Origin of the sequence: Streptomyces guryensis (assembly GCF_021261325.1) — a bacterium.
GTDB lineage: Bacteria > Actinomycetota > Actinomycetes > Streptomycetales > Streptomycetaceae > Streptomyces > Streptomyces guryensis.
This window is the reverse complement of record NZ_JAJSBI010000022.1, coordinates 120,807-143,895: the sequence shown is the minus strand read 5'-3', so window position 1 is coordinate 143,895 and position 23,089 is coordinate 120,807. Positions and strand designations below refer to the sequence as shown.

The 23,089-nt window shown below is 70.0% G+C and carries 25 protein-coding genes and 1 pseudogene; 12 read left to right on the top strand and 14 right to left on the bottom strand.

Annotated elements, in window-relative coordinates:
• Nucleotides 1–11: 11 nt before the first annotated feature.
• A complete protein-coding gene (locus LJ657_RS34385; RefSeq protein WP_232652821.1) occupies nucleotides 12–614 on the bottom strand; it encodes a DUF2017 domain-containing protein in 603 nt (200 codons plus the stop codon).
• 12 nt (nucleotides 615–626) lie between these two features.
• Complete coding sequence (gene clpS / locus LJ657_RS34380; protein ID WP_030943626.1) at nucleotides 627–944, bottom strand: ATP-dependent Clp protease adapter ClpS; 318 nt, start codon at nucleotides 942–944, stop codon at nucleotides 627–629.
• Nucleotides 945–1,083: 139 nt separating this feature from the next.
• On the opposite strand from clpS, the gene LJ657_RS34375 reads away from it, so the two are divergent.
• Complete coding sequence (locus tag LJ657_RS34375; protein WP_232652820.1) at nucleotides 1,084–2,430, top strand: nicotinate phosphoribosyltransferase; 1,347 nt, start codon at nucleotides 1,084–1,086, stop codon at nucleotides 2,428–2,430.
• A 126-nt stretch (nucleotides 2,431–2,556) separates the two neighbouring features.
• The gene (locus LJ657_RS34370; protein ID WP_232652819.1) at nucleotides 2,557–3,147 is read left to right on the top strand and encodes an isochorismatase family protein; all 591 of its coding nucleotides are present in this window, start codon (nucleotides 2,557–2,559) and stop codon (nucleotides 3,145–3,147) included.
• A gap of 111 nt (nucleotides 3,148–3,258) precedes the next feature.
• Here LJ657_RS34370 and LJ657_RS34365 read toward each other — a convergent pair.
• Both LJ657_RS34365 and LJ657_RS34360 read right to left on the bottom strand, forming a co-directional pair.
• Nucleotides 3,259–3,588, bottom strand: a pseudogene (locus LJ657_RS34365) (hypothetical protein); the annotation flags it as partial.
• A gap of 145 nt (nucleotides 3,589–3,733) precedes the next feature.
• Nucleotides 3,734–6,085, bottom strand: coding sequence for an immune inhibitor A domain-containing protein (locus tag LJ657_RS34360; protein ID WP_232652818.1), 2,352 nt, complete (start codon nucleotides 6,083–6,085; stop codon nucleotides 3,734–3,736).
• A gap of 333 nt (nucleotides 6,086–6,418) precedes the next feature.
• Here LJ657_RS34360 and LJ657_RS34355 point away from each other — a divergent pair, with 333 nt between their 5' ends.
• Nucleotides 6,419–6,703 carry a hypothetical protein gene (locus LJ657_RS34355; RefSeq protein WP_232652817.1) on the top strand — a complete coding sequence of 95 codons (285 nt, stop codon included), beginning with the start codon at nucleotides 6,419–6,421 and terminating at the stop codon, nucleotides 6,701–6,703.
• Between the two features lie 158 nt (nucleotides 6,704–6,861).
• Here the strand turns inward: LJ657_RS34355 and LJ657_RS34350 are convergent, their stop codons facing one another.
• Nucleotides 6,862–7,494: an RDD family protein gene (locus LJ657_RS34350; protein WP_232652816.1), complete on the bottom strand. Its 633-nt coding sequence runs from the start codon at nucleotides 7,492–7,494 to the stop codon at nucleotides 6,862–6,864.
• 89 nt (nucleotides 7,495–7,583) lie between these two features.
• The gene (locus LJ657_RS34345; RefSeq protein ID WP_232652815.1) at nucleotides 7,584–9,062 is read right to left on the bottom strand and encodes an RDD family protein; all 1,479 of its coding nucleotides are present in this window, start codon (nucleotides 9,060–9,062) and stop codon (nucleotides 7,584–7,586) included.
• Between the two features lie 242 nt (nucleotides 9,063–9,304).
• Between LJ657_RS34345 and LJ657_RS34340 the strand changes: the two genes are divergently transcribed.
• Nucleotides 9,305–9,718, top strand: a complete 414-nt coding sequence (locus tag LJ657_RS34340) for an SsgA family sporulation/cell division regulator (RefSeq protein WP_232652814.1) — start codon at nucleotides 9,305–9,307, stop codon at nucleotides 9,716–9,718.
• Nucleotides 9,719–9,734: 16 nt separating this feature from the next.
• Here LJ657_RS34340 and LJ657_RS34335 read toward each other — a convergent pair whose 3' ends face one another.
• Nucleotides 9,735–11,150 (bottom strand): FAD-binding oxidoreductase, encoded by a 1,416-nt coding sequence (locus LJ657_RS34335; RefSeq protein ID WP_232652813.1) that lies wholly within the window; start codon nucleotides 11,148–11,150, stop codon nucleotides 9,735–9,737.
• 101 nt (nucleotides 11,151–11,251) lie between these two features.
• Here LJ657_RS34335 and LJ657_RS34330 point away from each other — a divergent pair, with 101 nt between their 5' ends.
• On the top strand, nucleotides 11,252–12,685 hold the full coding sequence (locus tag LJ657_RS34330) for a tetratricopeptide repeat protein (protein WP_232652812.1): 1,434 nt from the start codon (nucleotides 11,252–11,254) through the stop codon (nucleotides 12,683–12,685).
• Nucleotides 12,686–12,848: 163 nt separating this feature from the next.
• Here the strand turns inward: LJ657_RS34330 and nthA are convergent, their stop codons facing one another.
• Genes nthA through hppD form a run of 4 tightly spaced genes read right to left on the bottom strand, consistent with a single transcriptional unit; the run spans nucleotide 12,849 to nucleotide 15,165 of the window.
• Nucleotides 12,849–13,430, bottom strand: coding sequence for a nitrile hydratase subunit alpha (gene nthA, locus LJ657_RS34325; protein WP_232652811.1), 582 nt, complete (start codon nucleotides 13,428–13,430; stop codon nucleotides 12,849–12,851).
• Nucleotides 13,427–13,732, bottom strand: a complete 306-nt coding sequence (locus LJ657_RS48335; protein WP_269787246.1) for an SH3-like domain-containing protein — start codon at nucleotides 13,730–13,732, stop codon at nucleotides 13,427–13,429. The genes nthA and LJ657_RS48335 overlap by 4 nt, the downstream gene beginning before the upstream one ends.
• Complete coding sequence (locus tag LJ657_RS48330; protein WP_269787245.1) at nucleotides 13,716–14,006, bottom strand: SH3-like domain-containing protein; 291 nt, start codon at nucleotides 14,004–14,006, stop codon at nucleotides 13,716–13,718. The genes LJ657_RS48335 and LJ657_RS48330 overlap by 17 nt, the downstream gene beginning before the upstream one ends.
• A 13-nt stretch (nucleotides 14,007–14,019) precedes the next feature.
• Nucleotides 14,020–15,165, bottom strand: coding sequence for a 4-hydroxyphenylpyruvate dioxygenase (gene hppD / locus LJ657_RS34315; protein ID WP_232652810.1), 1,146 nt, complete (start codon nucleotides 15,163–15,165; stop codon nucleotides 14,020–14,022).
• A gap of 128 nt (nucleotides 15,166–15,293) precedes the next feature.
• Between hppD and LJ657_RS34310 the strand changes: the two genes are divergently transcribed.
• The 7 genes from LJ657_RS34310 (at nucleotide 15,294) to LJ657_RS34280 (ending at nucleotide 20,259) form a co-directional block, all read left to right on the top strand.
• Nucleotides 15,294–15,773, top strand: coding sequence for an Lrp/AsnC family transcriptional regulator (locus LJ657_RS34310; RefSeq protein ID WP_232652809.1), 480 nt, complete (start codon nucleotides 15,294–15,296; stop codon nucleotides 15,771–15,773).
• 22 nt (nucleotides 15,774–15,795) lie between these two features.
• Entirely contained in the window at nucleotides 15,796–16,443 is a 648-nt protein-coding gene (locus LJ657_RS34305; RefSeq protein ID WP_232652808.1) for an ABC transporter permease, read from the top strand.
• Entirely contained in the window at nucleotides 16,436–17,671 is a 1,236-nt protein-coding gene (locus LJ657_RS34300) for a betaine/proline/choline family ABC transporter ATP-binding protein (RefSeq protein WP_232652807.1), read from the top strand. The genes LJ657_RS34305 and LJ657_RS34300 overlap by 8 nt, the downstream gene beginning before the upstream one ends.
• Nucleotides 17,668–18,516, top strand: a complete 849-nt coding sequence (locus tag LJ657_RS34295) for an ABC transporter permease (RefSeq protein WP_232652806.1) — start codon at nucleotides 17,668–17,670, stop codon at nucleotides 18,514–18,516. Before LJ657_RS34300 ends, LJ657_RS34295 begins: the two co-directional genes overlap by 4 nt.
• A complete protein-coding gene (locus tag LJ657_RS34290) occupies nucleotides 18,513–19,490 on the top strand; it encodes a glycine betaine ABC transporter substrate-binding protein (protein WP_505016525.1) in 978 nt (325 codons plus the stop codon). The genes LJ657_RS34295 and LJ657_RS34290 overlap by 4 nt, the downstream gene beginning before the upstream one ends.
• 92 nt (nucleotides 19,491–19,582) lie before the next feature.
• The gene (locus LJ657_RS34285) at nucleotides 19,583–19,825 is read left to right on the top strand and encodes a ribbon-helix-helix domain-containing protein (protein WP_232652805.1); all 243 of its coding nucleotides are present in this window, start codon (nucleotides 19,583–19,585) and stop codon (nucleotides 19,823–19,825) included.
• The gene (locus LJ657_RS34280) at nucleotides 19,822–20,259 is read left to right on the top strand and encodes a type II toxin-antitoxin system VapC family toxin (RefSeq protein ID WP_232652804.1); all 438 of its coding nucleotides are present in this window, start codon (nucleotides 19,822–19,824) and stop codon (nucleotides 20,257–20,259) included. The genes LJ657_RS34285 and LJ657_RS34280 overlap by 4 nt, the downstream gene beginning before the upstream one ends.
• A gap of 42 nt (nucleotides 20,260–20,301) precedes the next feature.
• Here the strand turns inward: LJ657_RS34280 and LJ657_RS34275 are convergent, their stop codons facing one another.
• From LJ657_RS34275 to LJ657_RS34265, 3 genes are read right to left on the bottom strand one after another with little or no spacing between them, the layout of a single operon-like run.
• Nucleotides 20,302–21,093 (bottom strand): YlbL family protein, encoded by a 792-nt coding sequence (locus LJ657_RS34275; RefSeq protein WP_232652803.1) that lies wholly within the window; start codon nucleotides 21,091–21,093, stop codon nucleotides 20,302–20,304.
• A 21-nt stretch (nucleotides 21,094–21,114) separates the two neighbouring features.
• The gene (gene menC, locus LJ657_RS34270) at nucleotides 21,115–22,245 is read right to left on the bottom strand and encodes an o-succinylbenzoate synthase (protein WP_232652802.1); all 1,131 of its coding nucleotides are present in this window, start codon (nucleotides 22,243–22,245) and stop codon (nucleotides 21,115–21,117) included.
• The gene (locus LJ657_RS34265) at nucleotides 22,242–23,012 is read right to left on the bottom strand and encodes a chorismate synthase (protein ID WP_232652801.1); all 771 of its coding nucleotides are present in this window, start codon (nucleotides 23,010–23,012) and stop codon (nucleotides 22,242–22,244) included. The genes menC and LJ657_RS34265 overlap by 4 nt, the downstream gene beginning before the upstream one ends.
• Between the last annotated feature and the right edge of the window lie 77 nt (nucleotides 23,013–23,089).

The window sequence follows — 23,089 nt, the reverse complement described above, 5'->3', positions numbered from 1 at the left end:
ACCGTCACAGATCAGGGCATCAAGGTCGAGACGAGCGTCTCCTGGAGGCCGCCCAGCCACAGATACGCCATCACCATCGGCTTGCGCGGGTCCTCGTCCGGGAGGCGGTAGAGGAGGTCGGTGTCGTCCTCGTCGGTGATCTCCAGACGGGAGCCGATCGCCAGGCGCAGGTCGTTGAGGGCGCCCAGCCACTGGCGGGACTCGTCGGCCGAGAGCTGGAGGACCGCACCGCCGTCGCCGCCCGGGGTCAGCGAGTCCAGGGAGCGGATCACGGCGAGGGCGCTCTCGCGCTTGGCGGCGCGCAGGTCGTTCTCAGTGAAACGGCGGAACTCGGCGGAGTGCGCCTGCTGTTCCTCGGCCTCCTTGGGCCCGGGGGTGCCCTCCGGGTCGCTGTAGGCGTCCGGGAAGAGCCGCTTGAGCACGGGGTCCTTCGGGGGCTCGCTCGGGCCCTCGGCGAAGAGCTCGGCCAGCGGGTCGTCGGGGGCGTCCTCGCCGGGGCCGGGTCCGACGAGCTCCAGGAGCTGGACGGCCAGCGACCGGATGATGGAGATCTCGACGTCGTCGAGCGCGACGGCCGCGCCGCCGCCGGGGAGCGGTTCGAAGTGTCCTGGCATCAGGTTGAGTCGCTACTTCCGGTCCTGCTGGAGGGTGGCCCACAGTCCGTAGCCGTGCATGGCCTGCACGTCGCGTTCCATCTCCTCGCGAGTGCCGCTGGAGACGACCGCCCGGCCCTTGTGGTGGACATCGAGCATGAGCTTGGTGGCCTTGTCCTTGGTGTAGCCGAAGTACGTCTGGAAGACGTACGTCACATAGCTCATGAGGTTGACCGGGTCGTTGTGGACGATGGTGACCCAGGGGACGTCCGGCTCGGGTACGGCGAAGACCTCTTCCGCGGATTCGGTCCGTTCGATCTCAAGGGGAGCGGGTGACGTCACACAGCCCATGCTGCCACGGGCCCCACAAATCGTCACACTGACACAAAGGGGTGTAGCATCTGTCGTCGTGCTGCATACGCCGGGGGACGACCCCCGGACCCCCGGCCGACCTGGGGGCACCCTGAGAGTCATAGCTAGGAGAGCTGTCGTGGATGTAGCGGACCTTGGGCTGCCGGTGGACGTTCCCTCGACGGCGCTCTTCACGGACCAGTACGAGCTGACGATGCTGCAGGCCGCCCTCAAGGCCGGTACGGCCGAACGGCGAAGCGTCTTCGAGGTCTTCACCCGGCGGCTGCCGGAGGGGCGGCGCTACGGCGTGGTGGCCGGCACCGGGCGGGTGCTGGACGCCGTGGAGAACTTTCGTTTCGACGCGGGTGTCCTGGGCTTCCTGAGCGAGCGCAACATAGTCGACGAGACGACACTCGACTGGCTCGGCTCCTACCGCTTCTCCGGTGACGTGTGGGGCTATCCCGAGGGCGAGGTGTACTTCCCGGGCTCACCGATCATGCGGGTCGAGGGCTCGTTCGCCGAGTGCGTGCTGCTGGAGACGGTGATCCTCTCCATCCTCAACCACGACTCCGCGATCGCCGCGGCCGCCTCCCGGATGTCCTCGGCCGCCGGCCACCGCCCGCTGATCGAGATGGGCGCCCGGCGTACGCACGAGCTCGCCGCCGTCGCCGCCTCCCGCGCCGCGTACCTGGGCGGCTTCGCCTCCACCTCCGACCTGGCGGCCGGTTTCCGCTACAACATCCCGACCGTCGGCACCTCCGCGCACGCCTTCACCCTCCTGCACGACCACGAGCGGGACGCCTTCCAGGCCCAGGTGAACTCGCTCGGCCGGAACACCACCCTGCTCGTGGACACGTACGACGTCGCCGAGGCCGTCCGTATGGCCGTCGAGGTCGCCGGGCCCGAGCTGGGCGCCGTGCGCATCGACTCCGGCGACCTGCTGCTGGTCGCGCACCGGGTGCGGCAGCAGCTTGACGAGCTGGGCGCGACGGCAACGAAGATCATCGTGACCTCGGACCTCGACGAGTACGCCATCGCCTCGCTGGCCGCGGCGCCCGTGGACGCGTACGGCGTCGGTACGCAGCTGGTGACCGGGTCCGGACATCCGACCTGCTCGATGGTGTACAAGCTGGTCGCCCGCGCCGAGTCCGCCGACCCGAAGGCGCCGCTGGTGCCGGTGGCGAAGAAGTCCAGCGGCGGCAAGACGTCCATCGGGGGCCGCAAGTGGGCGGCGCGGCGGCTGGACGCGGACGGGGTCGCGGAGGCCGAGGTCGTCGGCACCGGATCGGTGCCGGCCGAGCTGGCGGACCGGCAGCTGCTGGTCGAGCTGGTCAAGGGCGGTGACGTGGTGGCGCGTGAACCGCTGGACACCGTGCGCGACCGGCACACGGCCGCGCGCGCCAACCTGCCGCTGTCCGCGACCCAGCTCTCGCGCGGGGAACCGGTCATTCCGACGGAGTACGTGCACGGGCGCTCGGGTAGCTAAAGCAGGTGCGGCCGGATACGCCCTGTGACGCCCCTCCCGAACGGCCCGGGAACTCAATAGGCTCGGAGGTTCAATGGCCGGGCCCGCACCCTCCCCCCGACCCCATCGTCGAGAAGGACACCCACCATGCGCCGCGCCTTGATCGTCGTTGACGTGCAGAACGACTTCTGTGAGGGGGGCAGCCTCGCCGTGGCCGGGGGTGCCGATGTGGCCGCCGCCATCACCGAGCTGATCGGGCAGGCGGGCGGCTCCGGCTACCGGCACGTGGTGGCCACCCGCGACCACCACGTCGCACCCGGCGGCCACTTCGCCGACAACCCCGACTTCCGGCACTCCTGGCCCGCGCACTGCGTCGCGGGCACGGAGGGCGTCGGCTTCCACCCGAACTTCGCACCCGCCGTCGCCTCCGGCGCGGTCGACGCCGTCTTCGACAAGGGGGCGTACGCGGCGGCGTACAGCGGCTTCGAGGGGGCCGACGAGAACGGCGTGAAGCTCGCGGACTGGCTGCGCGCCAGGGAGGTGAGCGAGGTCGACGTCGTCGGGATCGCCACCGACCACTGTGTGCGCGCGACCGCCCTGGACGCCGCCCGGGAGGGCTTCCGCACCCAGGTGCTGCTCGACCTGACCGCGGGGGTCGCCGAAGCGACGACGGAACAGGCGCTGGAAGAGCTGCGCTCGGCGGGCGTGGAGTTGTCCGGGAAACCCGTGGTTGCCTGAGCGTGCGCGGTCTGGTGTCCGCGACGGGCTGCCGGGCGCCTACAGGTTCGTCGTGGCTTGTCGCGGCCGCGCGGCGGAAGCCGCAGATCCAATGCCGCCCCGCGTCCCTTCAGGGCGCCTCAGCAGGGCCCTGACCGGGTGCCACAGCTCCTGGGGGAGCTCCGGCCCCGTGACGACACCGTTGTCAGGTGCCGTGCGCCATATGAGGCCGTCGGGGTGGTGCAGGACCGCGGTGACCTCGTCGGGGGTCGGCGGGGCGGCGTTGCCCCGCAGGTACACCGCCCGCATGCCCAGATTGCGCAGCCTGGTCAGGGCGCGCGCCCGGTTCTGGGCGTGCACGAGGAAGCGTATGCAGCCCGTGCCGTCGGCGGTGGGGCTGGGCAGGTTCAGCGCCACCACCACGCTGCCTGTCGGCAGCTTGCAGAAACCTCCTGCAGCCATGCGGTCACACCCCCGTGCGAGTCAGGATCGATGTCGGTGTCGATGTCGGTGTCAATAAGGGAAGCACAGGACGCACCTAAACACGATCGGCGGCGACCCGCCAGGGGGCCACCGCCGATACGCTTCTGACCTGCGCAAATGCCGACTACTTCACTGCGGGACCCACCTCGACCTTGATCGTCGAGCCATCTTTGGCCTCCTTGACGATCCTGATCTTGGTGTTGGTGTCAGTGATCTTGACCCCTGCGTCGGGAGTCGAGTCGTCGTAGTACGTGCTCGTGTGATCGTCGAAGACCGGCACGCCCTTCGACGACGGGATCCGCGTCTCGACGTTCGCGTTGTGCAGCGTGACGCCGTCCGTGCGGTACAGGCTGAACGGCGAGTCGTAGGACTGGATACGGCTGCGCATCAGCGTGCCGTCGGACCACTTGAGCGCCGCCGGGTGCGAGTCGACCGGCAGGACCAGGCCGACACCGGGGTGCTGGCTGGTGTTGTTGTCCTGCTGCGAGGTGTCCCACTTCCAGATCAACAGGCCGTTCTGGTAGGGGAAGTGCTCCACCCAGTCCGGACGGCTCGGCGAGAAGCCGAAGTTGTACGGGCCGACCTTCAGGGTCCTGTCGTACGACACGTACTGGCGGTTCTCGGCGATGTAGTACTGCTTGTAGTCCTTGGTGAAGGACGCGCCGATGCGGGAGAAGCCGGTGGCCGTCCAACCCGGGTCCGCGCTCTCGGCGTTGTCGGTGAACAGCGCCGTGCCGTCCGCGGTCACCGAGATCTCGTCGGCCGCGAAGCCCTTCTGCGCCACGCCGCTGTCCGTCTGGTAGCGGAAGCGCAGGTCGATCTTCTTGCCCGCGTAGGCGTCCAGCGGGTACGACAGCTTCTTGTAGCCGTCGGCCGTCCCCGTCAGCGCCGGCTTGTCGGAGCCGTCGCGCGGGATGGCCTTTCCGTCCACCGTGCCGTCGAGCGTGGTCCAGTTGGCGCCGCCGTCGGTCGACACCTCGGTGTAGAGGTAGTCGAAGTTGGCCTCGATGTCGTAGTAGCCGTCGAGGGTGAGGGCGGCCGAGGACTTGCCGGTGAGGTCGACCGAGCGGGTCAGCGTGTTCTTGAGGTCGTTGCCGCTGCCGCTCCACCACTGGGCCGAGCCCTGCGCCGGGGTGACCACGTCGGTGGTGACCGCCTTGTCGGGCAGCGAGACCACCAGCGCCTGCTTGTTCTTGGTGTTGTACTCGGCGACACCCAGCTTGTGCTTCGACTTCGTCGCGGCCTTCGCCGTGTCGTAGTTCAGCCAGCCGAGCTGCAGCTTGTCCCAGGCGTTGAAGTTGCCCGGCAGGTCACCGATGGTGTCCTCGCCGCGGCCGAGCCACGACCCGTTGGACATCAGCGTCCAGAAACCGGTCGAGTTCTCCCCGGCGTTGGTGGTGTCGTAGTGGTCCGGCAGCCCCAGGTCGTGGCCGTACTCGTGGGCGAAGACGCCGAGTCCGCCGTTCTCCGGCTGGATGGTGTAGTCGCCGACCCAGATGCCGGAGTCGCCGATCTGCGCGCCGCCGAGCTTGTTGCCCGTGGGGCCGGTGACGCCCGTGTCGCTGCCGAACGCGTACCAGCGGTGCGCCCAGATCGCGTCCTTGCCCTGGACTCCGCCGCCCGCGGACTCGTCCTCGCCGGCGTGCACGATCTGGAAGTGGTCTATGTACCCGTCGGGCTCGTTGAAGTTGCCGTCGTGGTCGTAGTCGTAGCGGTCCCACTGGTCGAACTTCGCCAGGTCCGTCTTGATGTCGGCGTCGGACTTGCCGGCCGCCTTCTGCTGGGCGACCCACGCGGTGACGCCGTCGCTGACGACGTTCCACACGCTGGGGCAGTTGGTCTGGCCGCAGGCGTTGTTGCCGTAGCGGGCCTCGTTGTAGGGGACCTTGACCCAGTCGGCGACCTCGCCGTCCACCGAGTAGCGGCCCGAGGACTGCTTCTCGTAGAAGGACTTCATGGAGTCGGTGCCGGTGCCGAAGTAGAGGTCCTGGAAGTGCTGCCGGTTGTAGTCCGCCTGCCAGGCGGTCGAGTTGTTCTTCGTCCGGTCGGGCTGGGCTATCTGGTTGTGCGCGGGGCCGGTCGTGCCGCCGTACGTGCTGTCGATCTTGTCGCCGAACTCGACCAGGATCGTGAAGATCCTGTCGGTCTTCTCCCGGCCCAGCTCCACGTACTTGCGGTCGCCCTTCTTGCCCTTCAGCTGGACGACCTTCGAGCCGCCCCGGTCCTTGACCTGGGCCTGGCCGGATATGACCTGGTTCAGGGCCTCCTGGCGCTGGGCATCCTGGGTCTTGGAGAGCGGACCGTCGAGGTCGTCCTGCTCCATGCTCCTGACCGCCGCCGGATCATGGCGGTCATGGGTGGCCGTCCTGGCCGGGTCGGCGGCCTGGGCCACGGCGAACGTCGAGAACGTGGCGGTGGCCGCCGCGAGCGCGACACCGACCGCAGTCGCTCTGAACGTCCAGGGTTTTGGGGTCACTTGAGTTCCTCTTGGTCAAGGTGGCAAGTCAAGTGACGCAATTTGACTAGAGGTCGGTAAGAAAAGACAGACCTTGACTTGGACACAACAATTGCACTATGCGGAGCTGAGGTTCGCTTTACGAACACCCTGACCGGCGCGTTCGAACGTCCACTTGATGGACGCCATGACTCCGTGCGCCCCCTGTGCACCGGCACTGTTGGTTAGGTCACGCTTACCGTTCGTTCCACTCGGGCATGCACGCGATTAGAGTCGGTTGGCGGACTGCCCGGAAATCGGCAGAAAACCAGGCCGACACCCCAGTGGACCCCCACTTCCGAGGACACGATTGCCATGCCTCGTCCGACGCCCGCCCAGCTCGTCTACGGTTCGTGCACCGTGATCTTCTCGACGCTCGCCATGCTGCTGCTGTCGCAGACGAGTTCGGGCGTGGGGATCGCGGTCATCGCCTTCGCGGCACTCGCTCTCGGCCTCCTGGTCGCCATGACGGTCCCGCTGCCGAGGCCGAGGGTCGTCGCTGTGCAGCAGCCTCCGGCGGTTGCGGAGGAGATGCCCGTGCCGGCCGCGGTCGCCTCGGCGGCGGCCGCCGAGCCGGTGCGGGAGCGCGCCGCTTCCTGAGCCGGGCGCTCCGCGGCAGGTGCCACGATCGGCCGTTGATCGTCTGCGGGTGCGTCGTGGCTTGTCGCTCCCCCACTCTCGGCTTCGCTCGAGCGGGGGGACCCCCGTCGCGGCGGAGCCGCATATCGACACGGCCCGTGCCCCCATGGGGTGTTGCCTCAACTGGTGCTCACCACGACCGTCTTGGCGGCCTTGTCGTGCAGGCCCTGTTTGTACGGGCGGTCGAAGTAGCTCCAGCCGCCTGAGATCGCGGTCCAGATGCACGCGCAGCAGAACGCGAACGGGATCCACAGCACCGCCGAGCGGACCAGTGAGGTCTGCACGGAGGGGTTGGAGCCGTTGTCCAGGTTGGCCACGCGCATGCTCAGCCACTTCTTGCCGAGCGTCTGTCCCGACTTGCTGATCAGATACGTGTCGTAGCCGATGTAGAGCACGGCGGCGATCAGCGACTGCACGAAGGACTTGCTGTAGGAGAGGTTGTTGCCGTTCACGTCGTACTCGTGCACGTTGAACGCCCAGGTGAGCAGCCAGACGACGATGCCCACGAGGATCAGGTCGATGATCCGGGCGAGCGTGCGCCTGCCGCTGTCGGCCAGCGGGGGCATACCGGCGAGGGGGTCGGTGGGGTACTGGCCGCCGCCGTAGGGGTCACCGCCGCCGTACGGCGGGGGTTGCCCGCCGCCTTGGGGCGCGTCGTACGGTGAGCCCGCCCCCTGGCCAGGAGGGGGCTGCTTCCTGAACGGGTCGTCTTCCGGCGGTCCGCCGGATCCGGAGGGCGGTTCGGTGCTCATGGCCCGAGTGGACCGCGAACCCCCCGCCTCCGCATCCGGCGAACGGCCGTCCGGAGTACGGAATCGGCTGGTGCGTACGTCGTACCGGGTCAGCCCGTGACGAACGTACCCGCGGCCTTGTCGTGCCAGCACTGGCGCCACGGACGGTCGAACACGCACCACAGGACGCCCACGACACCGACGCCGAGCAGGCCGGGCACGCAGTACACGAGCCAGCGGCGCAGCGCCCCGCCGAAGGACGGCGGCTCGTGCCCCTCGATCTCCCACACCTCCAGCCCCAGCAGTTTCTTGCCGAGGGTGCGGCCCCACTTGGCGGTGGGCAGCACCTCGTAGAGGACGCCGAAGACGAGCAGGACGGCCAGGATGATGCCCAGGTACACCGACGTCGTGCCGTCCAGCAGCCATACGGTCACGGTCTGGCCGGAGAGCCTGGCCTCGTCGATCTTCTCGTTGACGTGGTCGACCGCCTTGATGCCCAGTGGCACGGCGGCCACGGCCGTGACGCCCGCGAGGACGACGGTGTCCAGCAGCCGGGCGGCCAGCCGCTTGCCGAGGCCTGCGGGGCGGGCCGCCGCCTGGCGCCTGGCGGCCGCCTGGAAGATGTCCTCGACCGGCGGCTTCCAGGGGGCGACGGGCTGGTCCTCGTCGGCGCCGGCGAGCCGGTGCACCTGCTGCGCCCAGGAGTGCTGACCGCCGCCGGGGCCGCTGGTCATGGGAGTGGCGGGCGCCTGCGCGGCGGGAGGCTGAGCGGCCGCCGCGGGCCGGGCGGCGCCGCCCTGCGGAGGGATCACCGGGGTGGCCTGGTGGGGGCCCGAAGGGGCGGCCGGGGCGGGAGCGGCTGCGGGCGGCTGCCCTTGCGCCGCGGCGGCGCGGTCGGCGGCCGCCTTGCCCGCGCCGAAGCCGGGCGCCCCCGTGCCGCCGGTCTGCGCCCCACCCTGCCGCCCCGTGCGCTGGGACAGCGCACGGAATGTCATGGTGCCCTCGTCGGCGGTGGGGCCGCCGGGGCTGGGGACACCGTGCCCGGCCGCCGCTGCCGGGGGCTGTGTCTCCCCGGTCTGCGCCGGCGGCCTGCGGAACACGAAGGTGCCGCCGGAGGCCGGGTCGTCCGAGTCCGAGTCCGAGTCCGTCGGCGGGATCGTCGCCGTGCCGTCCGTGCGGGACGCGTGGCCGTCCTGCCGGGCCGCGGCACCGTCGGCGAGGCGCGGGTCCGCGGACTGCGGGTTGCCCCACGACACCCGGCGGTCCTGGTCGCCGCCGAAGCCGGACTGCTGGGAGCTGTCGGCGCCCCAGGCGGTCGCGGGTTCGGGACGGCTGCCGTGCTGCACGGCGCCCGCGGCGGGCTGCTGCGCGGGGTCCTCGTCGAAGAAGTGCGGTCCCGTCTCCTCGACCGGAGCCTGGTCGCTGCCGGGCGGCGGGGCGAGCGACTCGCCGTCCGTCGGGGCCGGACGGCTGGTGCCCGGTACCCAGGACGCACCGTTCCAGTACCGGACATATCCAGGAATGGACGGGTCCGGGTAATACCCTTCGCGGGGCCTGTTGTCACCGGGGGCCGGGGTTGGGGCGCTCATGTCCGTCGTCCCGTATCTGCTCGGGGGTCAATATAGAGGCCTCCACATCTATCAGACCCGCGCAACCCCCACCGACAGTCCCGCGGGTCCCGCCCCTTTCCGGGCAATGCCGTGCACCGTCCACACACGTTCCGAAAAAAATTCTCCGAACCCGCGTAATGCTCGCGCCTCTCTCCGCTCTCCACGTGTACGGGCCCACCCGCAGGGCCCCGTACACCTGCCCGAGAGAGGAACCGCACGACATGCACTACACCGTGGTGGAGCGCGAACTGGAGCTCAAGCTCGTCCTGTCCCCGGAGCGCAGAATTCCGGTGCCGGCCCGGCTGAGCTACCGCACCGACGACCCGTACGCCGTCCACATCACCTTCCACACCAACTCCGAGAACCCCGTGTACTGGACGTTCTCCCGCGACCTCCTGGTGGAGGGTGTGTTCCGGGCCTGCGGGCACGGGGACGTGCGGGTGTGGCCGACCAAGTCGGAGGGCCGCAGCGTCGTTCTGATGGCGCTGAGTTCACCCGACGGTGACGCCCTGCTGGAGGCACCGGCCGCCCAGGTGTCGGCCTGGCTGGAGCGGACGCTGCGGGTGGTGCCCCCGGGGACTGAGGGCGAGCAGCTCGGGATCGACGACGCGCTCGACCAGCTGCTCGCCCGGTGACACCGGCAGGGCCGGATCAGAACAGCTTGCCCGGGTTCAGGATGCCCAGCGGGTCGAAGACCTGCTTGACCGCCCGCTGCATCTCCACGCCCACCGGGCCGATCTCGCGCGCCAGCCACTCCTTCTTCAGGACCCCCACGCCGTGCTCGCCGGTGATCGTGCCGCCGAGTTCCAGGCCGAGGGCCATGATCTCGTCGAAGGACTCGCGGGCGCGCCGGGACTCGTCGGGGTCGGCGGCGTCGAAGCAGACCGTCGGATGGGTGTTGCCGTCACCGGCGTGCGCGACCACCCCGATGGTGAGCTGGTACTTCTCGGCGATCCGCTCGGTGCCTTCGAGCATCTCGCCGAGCCTGGACCGGGGCACGCACACGTCGTCGATCATCGTCGTACCGCTGACGGCTTCGAGCGCGGTGAGCGACAACCGCCGCGCCTGGAGCAGGAGTTCGGACTCGGCGAAGTCGTCGGCCGGTACCACCTGGGTGGCGCCGGCCGCCTCGCACAGCGCGCCGAGGGCGGCGAGGTCAAAGGCGGGGTCAGGGGTGTCGAAGGCCGCCAGGAGCAGGGCCTCCGTGGTCTCCGGGAGGCCCATGTGCGCCAGGTCGTTGACCGCCTTGACCGTCGTACGGTCCATGAGTTCGAGCAGCGACGGTACGTGGCCGCCCTCCATGATCCGGCACACCGCGTCGCAGGCGGCGGCGCCGGACGCGAACTCGGCCGCCAGCACCAGCTGCTGAGGCGGCTGCGGCCTGAGCGCCAGGATCGCCCGTACGACGATGCCGAGCGAGCCCTCGGAGCCGACGAAGAGCCGGGTGAGGTCGTAACCGGCGACGCCCTTGGCCGTACGGCGGCCGGTGGACATGAGCCGCCCGTCCGCCAGGACCACCTCCAGACCGAGCACGTACTCGGCCGTGACCCCGTACTTCACACAGCACAGACCGCCCGAGGCCGTCCCGATGTTGCCGCCGATCGTGCACATCTCCCAGCTGGACGGGTCCGGCGGGTAGTACAGGCCGTGTTCGCCGACCGCGCGGGAGAGCGTCGCGTTGATGACGCCCGGCTCGACCACGGCGATGCGGTCGACGGGATTGATCTCCAGGATGCGGTCCATCTTGGTCAGGGACAGCGCGATGCAGCCGTCGGAGGCGTTGGCTCCGCCCGACAGGCCCGTGCGGGCGCCCTGCGGGACGACCGGGACGCGCAGCTCGGTGGCGATGCGCATGACGTGCTGGACTTCCTCGACCGTGCGGGGCAGCACGACCACCGCCGGGGTGCCGGCCGGGCAGAAGCTGGCCATGTCGTTGGCGTACGAGGCCGTCACGTCCGGGTCGGTCAGGACGGCCTCGGCGGGCAGACCGGTCAGGAGCCGGTCGACGAGGTTTCCGGTCTCTGCGGAGTCTTCATCGCGACGCGCTTCGATACGGCTCATGATCACAGCGTCGCACCCGCGGCCATCGGTGTGAACCCCGTCCACTGCACTGGACGTATGCCGGGATGTGCTCGTCGTATTGACGGCAATGACGCACAGTGATCGCCATGGATGAGCAAGCGGAGGGCCGCCGCCCGCGTCTGGTCCGGCGGGTGCTGATCACCGCCGTCGCGGGGTGCGCCGTGCTCGGCGGGGCGCTGGCGGTGTGGCCCTGGGAGCGGGCGGCGGCACCCCGGCCGGTGGCGCCCGCGCCGGCACCCGGGGCGCAGGCGCTGACGGCGGTCACCGCCGGGGTGCCGGCCGCGCTGCCCGACCTGGCGATGCTGATCGCAGGGCGTGAGGCCCGGGTGCGGGCGCACCCCGAGGACGCGCAGTCGTGGGCGGTGCTCGGGACGGCCTACGTCGAACAGGGGCGGCGCACGGCGGACGCGACGAACTATCCGCGGGCCGAGAATGCGCTGCGGACCTCGCTGAAGGTCCGGGAGAAGGGGAACGCGGCGGCGTTGGACGGCATGGCGGCGCTGGCCGACGCCCGCCGGGACTTCCGATCCGCGCGGACCTGGGGCCAGGCGGCGCTGAAGCTCCGGCCGAAACGGTGGACGACGTATCCGCTGCTGATGGACGCCTACACCGGGCTCGGCGACTACAAGGCGGCCAAGAAGACGCTGGACCGGCTGCTGGAGCTGCACCCCGGGGCGGCCGTGGTGCGGGCGCGGGCCGCGGCCCTCTACCGCGACCGGGGCTGGCGCGAGGACGCCGCGGCCGCCCTGTCCGACGCGGCGGCGGCAGCGGGCACACCGGCCGAGCAGGCGGCCTGGCTGGAGCGGTCCGGGCAGCTGGCCTTCGAGCGTGGGGATCTGGAGGAGGCGCTCAGGCGCTTCCAGGCGGCGGTGCGGCTCGACCCCGACCAGCGGGCCGCGCAGGCCGGCGAGGGCCGGACGCTGACGGCACTGGGCCGGACGACGGAGGCGCTGAACGCCTACCGGGTGGCGCTCGACAAGCAGCCCTGCCCCCAATACGCCCTGGAACTGGGCGAGTTGTACGAGTCGCTGGGGATGGCGGAGGCCGCCCGGGCGGAGTACGACGTGCTGGGCACCCGGGTGCAGGACGAGGTGGCGGGCGGCGTGGACGACGACCTGGTGCTCGGTGTCTTCGAGGCGGACCACGGGGATCCGCGGGTGGCCGTGCGGCTGCTGCGCGCCGAGTGGGGGCGGCAGCCGGGGACCGAGGTGGCGGATGCGCTGGGGTGGGCGCTGCACATGGCCGGGGACGACAAGGGGGCGCTGAAGTTCGCCATGGCGGCGACGGACAGGGCGCACGGGGGCGCCGTACGCAGTGCGCTGTACGCGTACCACCGGGGCATGATCGAGCAGGAGCTGGAGCTGGCGTGGCCCGCGCGGCGGCATCTGCAGGAGGCGCTGCGGATCAATCCGTACTTCTCGCCGCTCAGGGTGCCGCTGGCGAAACAGGCGCTGGCGGCGCTGGGTGACCCACCGGACGAGCCGCTGCCGGCGGGCGGCCCGAGCGCCGGGGACGAGTAGGCGCTTGGCGGGTTGTGCCGCGTTGGGTCGTCGTTCGTCTGCGGCGTCGTTGTGGCTGGTCGCGCCCACGCGGCGGAGCCGCACATCGATTCGGCCCGCGCCCCCGGGGGAGGCCGGCGCGCCGCACTGGACTTCACCGAGGGCGCCAGGACATCCGGAACGGTCAGACGGCCGCCGTTCCGATCAGTGCGTTGCGGGTGACGAGGGCCGCGAGTTGTTCCTCGCCCAGGTCGTCCGTGTCCTCCGGGCGGCGGGGCAGGACCATGTAGCGCGTCTCCGCGCTGGAGTCCCACACCGTGATCTCTGTGCCGGCGGGCAGTTCGAGGCCGAACTCGGCCAGTACGGCCCGGGGTTCGCGGACCACGCGGGAGCGGTAGGCCTCGGACTTGTACCAGCTGGGGGACGGGCCGAGCAGGCGCAGCGGGTAGCAGGAGCAGAGGGTGCAGACGATGACGTTGTGGGTCGTGTCCGTGTTCTCGACGACCCGCAGGCGCTGGTACGAGCCCTCCATGAAGCCGAGTTCACGGACGGCCGCGGTGCCGTCCGCCAGCAGCCGCGCCCTGAAGTCGGCGTCGGTCCAGGCGCGCGCGACGACCCGCGCGCCGTTCGCGGGCGAGGCGCCGGTCAGGGACGCGTCGATGATCTCGTCCAGCCGGGCACCGGACAGGACGCCCTTGTCCTCCAGCAGGGTCTCCAGGCGTCGTACCCGCCGCGCGATCGTCGCGTCGGAGTGGTCACCGCTCATCGGGCCGCACCTTCTTCGTCCGCTTCCAAGTAGCTTTCCCACAGGTCCAGTACGACGTGGTGGTCGCCCTCGCCCCACAGGTCACGGGCCGCGAACCGGACCGCGTACACCTGCTCGACCGGCGCGTCCCCGCGTCCCTGCGCGCTGACGTCGGCCAGTTCCGCCCGCCCCTCCGGCTCGACGACGACGCCCCGCTTGCCGCGCGCGTACCGCGGCAGGCGGGTGTGGTGCGGCGGGTCGTGGTGGAAGGTGCGCACACGCGTGCCCGGCGGGAAGCGGTCGCCGTCAGCCATCGAGCTCATCCAGCTCACCCGGCTTGATCACGCCCTTGCGTTCGAGCAGGGTGCAGATCGCCTCGAACCAGCGCTCGTAGTACGACGCCGACAGGTACTCCCTGGGCGGCATCGACTCGATCGCGTCCCGGAACTCGTTCGTGTTGAAGATCCCCTGCGCGCGCAGGGCGCCGAGGAGCCCGACGACACGGGCCTCCCAGTCCGCGTGGAAGGGCTCGGCGTCGTCGGTGATGTCGACGGCGCCGAAGCCCTCCGTACCGCCCACGTCGTTGATCCTGGCCATGCGGCCAGACTACTCAGAGGTTGCCGCGCTTCTCCTGCTCCCGCTCGATCGCCTCGAACAGCGCCTTGAAGTTGCCCTTGCCGAAGCCCATCGAGCCGTGCCGCTCGATGATCTCGAAGAAGACGGTCGGACGGTCCTGGACCGGCTTGGTGAAGATCTGCAGCAGATAGCCGTCCTCGTCGCGGTCGGCGAGGATCTTCAGCTCCCGCAGCGTGTCGATCGGTACGCGGGTGTCGCCGACCCACTCGCCGAGGGTGTCGTAGTACGAGTCCGGGGTGTTCAGGAACTCCACGCCCGCCGCGCGCATCGTCCGTACCGTCTGCACGATGTCGTTCGTGTTGAGCGCGATGTGCTGGACGCCGGCGCCGCCGTAGAACTCCAGGTACTCGTCGATCTGGGACTTCTTCTTGGCGATGGCGGGCTCGTTGATCGGGAACTTGACCTTGAGCGTGCCGTCGGCGACGACCTTCGACATCAGCGCGCTGTACTCGGTGGCGATGTCGTCGCCCACGAACTCCTTCATGTTCGTGAAGCCCATGACCTTGTTGTAGAAGGCCACCCACTCGTTCATCCTGCCGAGCTCGACGTTGCCCACGCAGTGGTCGACGGCCTGGAAGGTGCGCTGGGCGGGCGGTTCGACCATGGGGGCGGCGGTGACGAAGCCGGGCAGGTAGGGGCCGTCGTAGCCGGAGCGGTCGACGAGGGTGTGGCGGGTCTCGCCGTAGGTGGCGATCACGGCGAGGACGACCGTGCCGTGCTCGTCCTTCAGCTCGTACGGCTCGGCGACGCTCTTCGCGCCGTGCTCGATCGCGTAGGCGTACGCGCGGCGGGCGTCCGGGACCTCGATGGCGAGGTCGACGACCCCGTCGCCGTGCTCGGCCACATGCCGGGCCAGGAAGTGGCCCCAGGTGGTGGCGGGCTTGATGACGGAGGTGAGGACGAAGCGGGCGGAGCCGTTCTCGAGGACGTAGCTCGCGGTCTCGCGGCTGCCGTTCTCCGGCCCGGAGTAGGCGACCAGCCTCATGCCGAAGGCGGTGGAGTAGTAGTGCGCCGCCTGCTTGGCGTTGCCCACGGCGAAGACGACCGCGTCCATTCCCTTGACCGGGAAGGGGTCGGCCTGCCGGGCGGTGTCGGGAGTGTGGTGTGTGGTCTGCGTCATAGCGGCAGCCTCATCCTCATACGGCAAGGTGCGCAATAGTTTCTTTTTTTGCTGAGCAATGTGTTCAGTCGGGGGCCCGGATTCACCGGGCTTCTGTACAGGATGACCACCACACCAGGGAGGCTGCTGTGGCCATCGACCATCTGGACGGCCGGATCATCGTGCTGCTGGCGCGGGAGCCGCGGATCGGGGTGCTGGAGATGTCCCGGCGGCTCGGCGTGGCGCGCGGCACGGTGCAGGCGCGGCTGGACCGCCTTCAGTCGAATGGCGTCATCCGCGGGTTCGGACCGCAGGTGGACCCTGCCGCCCTCGGGTACCCCGTCACCGCCTTCGCCACCCTCCAGATCCGGCAGGGCCAAGGAGCCGACGTCCGGGCGCACTTGGCGACCGTGCCCGAGGTGCTGGAGCTGCACACCACCACCGGCAGCGGGGACATGCTGTGCCGGCTGGTGGCCCGCTCCAACGCCGATCTCCAGCGGGTCATCGACCTGGTTGTCGGTTTTGATGGCATCGTCCGGGCCGCCACCGCGATCGTGATGGAGAACCCCGTCCCGCTGCGGATCATCCCGCTGGTGGAGCAGGCGGCGGCGGACGCCGAGAGGACCTAGCCGACGGCCGGGGTGAGCGCGTATGAGCTTCTGGGAGTACCTGGGCAACCGGCACCAGCAGCTGCTCACCGACGCCTACCAGCACGCCAGCGCCGTGTTCCAGTGCATGGTCGTGGCGACCCTGATCGGCGTACTGATCGGGATCGTCACCTACCGCAGCGACTGGGCGGGCAGCCTCGCGACCGTGACCACCTCGACCATCCTGACCATTCCCTCGCTGGCCATGATCGGTCTGCTCATCCCGATGGTGGGCCTGGGCGTGCCGCCCACGGTGATCGCGCTGACGCTGTACGGGCTGCTGCCGATCGTGCGGAACTCGATCGTGGGACTGCGCGGGGTGGACCCGTCGCTGGTGGACGCGGCGCGGGGCATCGGGATGTCCCGGCTGATGCGGCTGATGCGGGTCGAACTCCCGCTGGCGTGGCCGCCGATCCTGACCGGGATCCGGGTCTCGACGCAGATGCTGATGGGCATCGCCGCGATCGCGGCCTACGCCTCCGGGCCCGGCCTGGGCAACGAGATCTTCCGCGGCATCGGCTCACTGGGCAGCAAGAACGCGCTCAACCAGGTCCTCGCCGGCACGCTCGGGATCATCGTCCTCGCGCTGCTGTTCGACGCCGCGTACGTCCTGATCGGACGGCTGACCATCCCGAGGGGGATCCGTGCCTGAGGCCACCCATGGGGCGACGATCGAGCTGGAGAACCTCAGCAAGCGGTACCCGGGCAATCCGGGCCCCGCCGTCGACAACGTCAACATGGAGATCAAGGCGGGCGAGCTGGTCATCTTCGTCGGCCCGTCCGGATGCGGCAAGTCGACGACACTCAAGATGATCAACAGGTTGATCGAGCCGACCGGTGGCCGCATCCGGATCAACGGTGAGGACGTGACCGACATTGATCCGGTCAAGCTGCGCCGCAAGGTGGGCTATGCGATCCAGTCGGCCGGTCTCTTCCCGCACATGACCGTCGCCCAGAACATCGCCCTCGTACCGAAGATGATCGGCTGGCCCAAGGCGCGCATCAAGGCACGGGTCGAGGAACTGCTCGACCTCGTCGGCCTCGACCCGGGCGAGTTCCGCGCCCGCTATCCGCGCCAGCTGTCGGGCGGACAGCAACAACGCGTGGGCGTGGCGAGGGCGTTGGCCGCCGATCCGCCGGTCCTGCTGATGGACGAGCCGTTCGGTGCGGTCGACCCGATCACCCGCGACCATCTCCAGGACGAGCTGATCAGACTGCAGCACGAGCTGCACAAGACGATCGTGTTCGTCACGCACGACTTCGACGAGGCGATCAAGCTCGGCGACCGCATCGCCGTGCTGCGGGAACGCTCGCACATCGCCCAGTTCGACACTCCGGAGGCGATCCTCACCAACCCCGCGGACGACTTCGTGTCCGGGTTCGTGGGCGCGGGGGCCGCGCTCAAGCGGCTGAACCTCACCCGCGTACGGGACGTGGAGATCACCGACTACCCGAACGTCACCCTGGACGACCCGCTCCAGGAGATCTTCAACCGGCTCCGGGGCAGCGGGACCGACGAGATCCTGCTGCTCGACAAGCGCGGCCGGCCCTACAAGTGGCTCAGGCGCGGCGACCTCATGCGCGCGCGGGGCTCGCTCGCCCGGGCGGGCACGCTGGTGAGCGACACGGTGACCAGGGACGCGACGCTCCGGGACGCCCTGGAGGCGGTCCTGACCGACAACGCGGGGCGGGTCCCGGTCACCGGGCGGCGCGGCGAGTACGAGGGCGTCGTCGACATGGAGACACTGATGAACTCCGTGCACGAGCTGCTGGAGGCGGACCGCCTGGAGGCGCTGGAGGCCCAGCACGAGCTGGAGGACCTGCGGGCGGCCCAGACCCACGCCGAGCAGGAGGGCCCCGGCGGGGTGACGAAGGCATGACCGCTTCCGAGCTGGAGGAAGCCGGGCCGGCCGAACAGGAGGCCCCGCAGGAGACCGAGGCCTTGCAGGAGACCGAGGCCCCGCCGCCGGCGCCGGGCCCCCGGAAGTCACGCATCACCTGGCAGAAGCTGACGTTCCTGCCCGCCGTGCTCGTCGCCGTCCTGCTCGCGACCTGGCTGTGGTTCCGGCAGGCCGACCTCGACCCGATCTCCGAGAACGCGCTCTCGGGCGGCCAGGTGTCGAAGGCCCTCTCGCAGCAGATCCAGCTCGTGGTGATCTCGACCTTCTTCGTGCTGATCATCGCGATCCCGCTGGGCATCCTGCTCACCCGCAAGGCGTTCCGGAAGGCCACGCCGGTCGCGATGACGATCGCCAACATGGGCCAGGCGACCCCGGCGATCGGCCTGCTGGCCCTGCTGGTGATCTGGCTCGGCACCGGCACGAAGGCGGCCCTGATCGGCATCATCATCTACGCCGTGCTGCCGGTCCTCTCCAACACGATCGCCGGTCTGAAGGCCAACGACCCGACGCTGCTGGAGGCGGCCCGTGGTATCGGCATGACCCCGCTGGGGGTGCTGTCCAGGGTCGAACTCCCGCTGGCCGTACCGCTGATCCTCGCGGGCGTCCGTACGGCACTGGTCCTGAACGTCGGCACGGCGACCCTGGCGACCTTCGGCGGAGGCGGCGGCCTGGGCGTGCTGATCACCACCGGCATCACCAACCAGCGGATGCCGGTGCTGATGCTGGGCTCCATCCTCACGGTCGTCCTGGCGCTGCTGGTGGACTGGCTGGCCTCACTGGCGGAACTCCTGCTCAGACCCCGGGGGCTGGAGGTGGGGACGTGAGAGGGCGTACGCGGCTGCCGCTGCCGTGCGCACTGCTGGCCGGGGCCCTGGTGGTGGGCGCCTCGGGGTGCGGTCTGACGAGCGGCTCGCCCATGGTCGACGACGTCAAACCCGGCTCCATCGCTCAGGGCGAGCCCCTCAAGGGCGCCCATCTCACCGTCACCTCCAAGGAGTTCACCGAGCAGCTCATCCTCGGCGCGATCATGGGCATCGCCTTCCAGGCGGCCGGCGCGGACGTGCTCGACCGCACGGGCATCCAGGGCTCGATCGGTGCGCGGGAGGCGGTCAAGAAGGGGGACGCCGACGGCATGTACGAGTACACCGGCACCGCCTGGATCACGTACCAGGGCAACAGCGAGCCGATCCCCGACCCGCAGAAGCAGTGGCAGGCGGTGCACGACGCCGACCTCGGGAACGGCCTGACCTGGCTGCCGCCCTCGCAGCTCAACAACACCTACGCGCTGGCCGTGAACCAGGCCAACTTCAAGAAGTACGGCACGACGACCCTGTCCGAAGTGGCCGCGCTGGCGACGAAGACCCCCGGCGCGGTGACGCTGTGCGTGGAGAGCGAGTTCGCCAACCGGGCCGACGGACTGCCGGGCATGGAGAAGGCGTACGGGATGAGCGTGCCCGCGAAGAACATCACGCAGATGGACACCGGGATCATCTACACCCAGGTGCAGAAGGGGAGTTGCACCTACGGCGAGGTGTTCACCACCGACGGCCGCATCAAGTCCATGAACCTGGTGGTGATGGCGGACGACAAGAAGTTCTTCCCCAACTACAACGCGGCGCCGGAGATCAACACCAAGGCACTGAAGAAGTGGCCGGCCATCGCGGAGGTCCTGGACCCGGTGACGAAGAAGCTGAACAACACGGTGGCGCGGACACTGAACGCGAAGGTGGACGTGGACGGGGAGGATCCGCATCAGGTGGCGCTGAAGTGGATGAAGGCGGAGGGGTTCGTGAAGTAGGGAGCCGCGGACCGGCGAAACGGACGAGTCAATTCCGCGCATCATCGCTTCACCCTGGCGCATCATGATGCAGAGTGCCTACACTTGTGTGCATGAGGACTACAGTCGACCTCTCCGAGGACCTGATCCAGCAAGCCAAGCTGCGGGCGGCGCGCAGGCGCGTCACGGTCAGTGCGGTGATAGAGGATGCGCTGAGGGCGTCGTTCGCGCGGGATGTGGCGGCGGCGCAGAACATCGTCAAGCTCACCACTGATCCTGGCGGCAGAGGGGTGCGCCCCGGCGTCAATCTCGACGACAACGCCTCCGTGCGCGACCTCATGGACGGCTTCGAATGATCATCTGCGATGTGAACGTCCTCGTGTACGCGTTCCGAGAGGACGCCAAGGACCACGACCGCTACCACGCTTGGCTCATCGAGCGGCTGCGGGGCGACGAACCCGTCGGGTACAACGGTGTGATCGACAGCGGCTTCCTGCGCATCGTCACCCACCAGCGGATCTACCAGCCGCCGAGCGAGCCAGAGAGAGCGCTCGAGTTCCTCCGGGACATGCGCAGCGCACCGGTCGCCACCCTGGCCCAGGAAGGGCCTCGGCACTGGGAGATCTTCGAGCGCCTGTGTCTCAAGGCCGGGGCTCGCGGAAATCTCGTTCCGGATGCCTACTTCGCCGCCCTCGCCACAGAGCACGGGGCGACCCTGTACTCCGCCGACCGCGGTTTCGCCCGCTTCCCCGGCCTCCGCTGGCAGCACCCCCTGGAGGACACCGACTGAACCACCGCCTCGCCCGCTGACGCGGCTGCCACGGGAGCCGGGTCAGCAGTTCGGTACGGAACCCTTCCCCGACTCCAGCGCCACCAGCGAGTTCACCGCGCCCTTCAGCGTGGTCACCGGAATCAGCCGCAGCCCCTTGGGCAGCTCGGACTTGGCGTCGGAGCACTCGGCCTTCGGCACGAGAAAGACGGTCGCCCCGTCCCGGCGTGCGGCCTGCGTCTTCAGCGCCACACCGCCCACGGCACCGACCGTCCCGTCGCCGTCGATGGTCCCCGTACCCGCGATGTGCCGGCCGGCCGTGAGGTCGCCGCCGCTGCCGTTCCCGTCCAGCTTGTCGATGATGCCGAGGGTGAACAGGAGGCCCGCGCTGGGGCCGCCCACGTCGGCGAGCTTCAGCGTGACCTTGACCTTCTTGTCGCTGAGGTGCAGATAGTCCAGCGCGGCCCGCGTCGCCGCGTCCTGGGACTGCTTCATCTGCGCGCTGTTGTGCTGCTCGATCTCCTTGGTGGACTGACCGCTCGGGTACACCGAGTCGTGCGGCATGACCGCCCGGTCCGTGGCGAACCAGGCACTGATCACATCGCCGAGCGAGACATGCGTGTCCGGGCTCGTCGCCTCGATCGTCGTCATCCTCAGCTGCCCGCTCGTCTGCCGGGTCTTCGCCCCCGAGATCGTGATCACGGGGGTGCCCTTGTTGTTCCCGAGCACGTTCGCTGTCAGCCCGGGCTGCGCCAGCGAGAACGGCAGCGGCGCGAAGACCGCGGTGGCGATCAGCGCCACGACGGGCAGGGCGCAGACGGCGAGGGCCTGGGGGCGTGTGAGGCGAGAGAGCACGGGATCAATCTAACGTGAGGGTCACTTCCGGCCAGGTGCCGGTCGGCTCACCCACAGGTCTCGTCGCTCCCGCGCGAACCGCCGGAGTACGTCCGGCAGCGGTTCGACACCGATCCCAGGGGCCGTCGGTACCGGCAGGTGGCCGTCCTTGAGGACGAACGGCTCAGTGATGTCCTCGGCGAAGTAACGGCTGGATGCGGACGTGTCCCCAGGGAGGGTGAATCCCGGCAGGGCGGCCAGGGCGAGGTTCGGGGCGCGGCCGATTCCCGTCTCCAGCATGCCGCCGCACCACACGGGCACCCCGTGCGCGTGCGCCACATCGTGGATGCGGCGGGCCTCCAGATAGCCGCCCACACGCGCGGGCTTCACATTGACGACCCGGCACGCCTCCATCGCGATCGCGGAGGCGGTGTCACGGGCGTTGTGGAGGGACTCGTCGAGGCAGACGGGGGTCCCCAGACGCCTCTGGAGCTGCGCGTGGGCGTACAGGTTGTTCTCGTCCAGCGGCTCCTCGATCAGCAGCAGCCCGAAGGAGTCCAGACGCCGCAGGTGCTCGGCGTCGGCGAGCGTGTACGCCGTGTTGGCGTCGACCTGGAGGGGCAGCGCGTCCCCGAAGCGCTCCCGGATCGCCCGGACCGGTTCCACGTCCCAGCCCGGCTCGATCTTCAGCTTGATGCGCACATAGCCCTCGTCGAGGTAGCGCTCCACGTCGTCCAGCAGCTCGGGGACGGACTCCTTGATGCCGACGGACACCCCCGCGGGCACGCGGTCGCGCACCGCGCCCAGGTACGTGGCGAGCGGCATGCCGTACGACCGCAGCTCCGCGTCCAGGACGGCCGTCTCCAGGGCGGCCTTGGCCAGCTCATGGCCCTTGGTCTTCGCCACGGCGGGGGCGAGCGCGGCAGCGGTGAGCCGTGGAAGGGCGGCGACCCGCGGCAGCAGGAAGTCGCGCAGCACGATCTCCGCACCGGCCACGAACTCCGAGCAGTAGCGGGGTTCGGGGTCGGCGGCGAACTCCGACCAGCCCTCGGCCGCGTCCGTCACGACATGGAGCAGGAAGGTGTCCTTCGTCGTCATCGTGCCGAAGGACGTACGGAACGGGGTGACCAGCGGTATCGCCACATGGACGACCTCCACGCGTTCCAGCTTCATGCCGCCGCCTCTCTCGAAAGGGTGTACCAGCCGTCACGGGACATCCCCGTCGCCCTGAACCCCTGCGCGAAGGCCTCCGTGAACACCTCACGGACGGCGTACCGCCAGCGCAGAGCGAGCTCCGGGTCGGCGGCGCGGAGCCTGACGATGTCGTCCGGTACGCGGCACCAGAGGTGACGGCCGGCGAGATCACGGCAGGCGAGCGTCGCGCCGTCGGGGGCGGTGTGGGTGACGGGGGCGGTGTCCCGGTCCGTGGTCTCGTACGAGGGGGCCGGCGCCGCCAGCTCCCACGTCACCGTCAGCCGGTCGCTCTCGTCGCCGCCGTTCACACCGTCCGCCATCGGGCCGTAGAAGTCGACGAGGTACTCGGTGCCGGTGGCGCCCAGCTTGACCAGGTTGAAGCGGGCGTTGCGGCCGACCAGCGGGTCGAAGGTCCAGCGCATGGTGCGGGCGCCGAGGCCGCGGGCCCAGGCGCGCTGGGCCTGCTTGACGGCGTACCCGCGGCCCTGGTCGGCGGCGGCGACCAGGGAGTAGGCGTCCCCGTCCGGCCCGAACACCGCGACCGACGCCCCGGCGAGCCGGGCCCCTTCGTACGCGGCGTGCACGGCGCCGCCCGCGTGGACGAGGCTGTGCAGCACTTCGGCCGGGTAGGGCGGGGCGCTGCGAGGGGTCTGCCAGACGAAGCTGAAGTAGTCGCTGACGGCGGCGAGACCGGCAACGTCGTGGACCGTGCGGATGCTCACTCCGGGCGGGCGGTCGAGGGTCATGGGTCGAGTTTCGGAGCTGCGGGGCCGCTCCGGGTTGTGCGCCCGCACAACAGCTGCGTACGTTCGTTTCGAGATCG

What these genes read in the sequence shown, in the direction of transcription:
- LJ657_RS34285 (WP_232652805.1), top strand. Translation starts at nt 19,583, where the DNA reads ATGAGGACTACAGTCGACCTCTCCGAGGACCTGATCCAGCAAGCCAAG.
- clpS (WP_030943626.1), bottom strand. Translation starts at nt 944, where the DNA reads ATGGGCTGTGTGACGTCACCCGCTCCCCTTGAGATCGAACGGACCGAA.
- LJ657_RS34330 (WP_232652812.1), top strand. Translation starts at nt 11,252, where the DNA reads ATGGATGAGCAAGCGGAGGGCCGCCGCCCGCGTCTGGTCCGGCGGGTG.
- LJ657_RS34295 (WP_232652806.1), top strand. Translation starts at nt 17,668, where the DNA reads ATGACCGCTTCCGAGCTGGAGGAAGCCGGGCCGGCCGAACAGGAGGCC.
- hppD (WP_232652810.1), bottom strand. Translation starts at nt 15,165, where the DNA reads ATGACGCAGACCACACACCACACTCCCGACACCGCCCGGCAGGCCGAC.
- LJ657_RS34340 (WP_232652814.1), top strand. Translation starts at nt 9,305, where the DNA reads ATGCACTACACCGTGGTGGAGCGCGAACTGGAGCTCAAGCTCGTCCTG.
- LJ657_RS34265 (WP_232652801.1), bottom strand. Translation starts at nt 23,012, where the DNA reads ATGACCCTCGACCGCCCGCCCGGAGTGAGCATCCGCACGGTCCACGAC.
- LJ657_RS34355 (WP_232652817.1), top strand. Translation starts at nt 6,419, where the DNA reads ATGCCTCGTCCGACGCCCGCCCAGCTCGTCTACGGTTCGTGCACCGTG.
- LJ657_RS34385 (WP_232652821.1), bottom strand. Translation starts at nt 614, where the DNA reads ATGCCAGGACACTTCGAACCGCTCCCCGGCGGCGGCGCGGCCGTCGCG.
- LJ657_RS34345 (WP_232652815.1), bottom strand. Translation starts at nt 9,062, where the DNA reads ATGAGCGCCCCAACCCCGGCCCCCGGTGACAACAGGCCCCGCGAAGGG.
- LJ657_RS34280 (WP_232652804.1), top strand. Translation starts at nt 19,822, where the DNA reads ATGATCATCTGCGATGTGAACGTCCTCGTGTACGCGTTCCGAGAGGAC.
- LJ657_RS34350 (WP_232652816.1), bottom strand. Translation starts at nt 7,494, where the DNA reads ATGAGCACCGAACCGCCCTCCGGATCCGGCGGACCGCCGGAAGACGAC.
- menC (WP_232652802.1), bottom strand. Translation starts at nt 22,245, where the DNA reads ATGAAGCTGGAACGCGTGGAGGTCGTCCATGTGGCGATACCGCTGGTC.
- LJ657_RS48335 (WP_269787246.1), bottom strand. Translation starts at nt 13,732, where the DNA reads ATGAGCTCGATGGCTGACGGCGACCGCTTCCCGCCGGGCACGCGTGTG.
- LJ657_RS34305 (WP_232652808.1), top strand. Translation starts at nt 15,796, where the DNA reads ATGAGCTTCTGGGAGTACCTGGGCAACCGGCACCAGCAGCTGCTCACC.
- nthA (WP_232652811.1), bottom strand. Translation starts at nt 13,430, where the DNA reads ATGAGCGGTGACCACTCCGACGCGACGATCGCGCGGCGGGTACGACGC.
- LJ657_RS48330 (WP_269787245.1), bottom strand. Translation starts at nt 14,006, where the DNA reads ATGGCCAGGATCAACGACGTGGGCGGTACGGAGGGCTTCGGCGCCGTC.
- LJ657_RS34370 (WP_232652819.1), top strand. Translation starts at nt 2,557, where the DNA reads ATGCGCCGCGCCTTGATCGTCGTTGACGTGCAGAACGACTTCTGTGAG.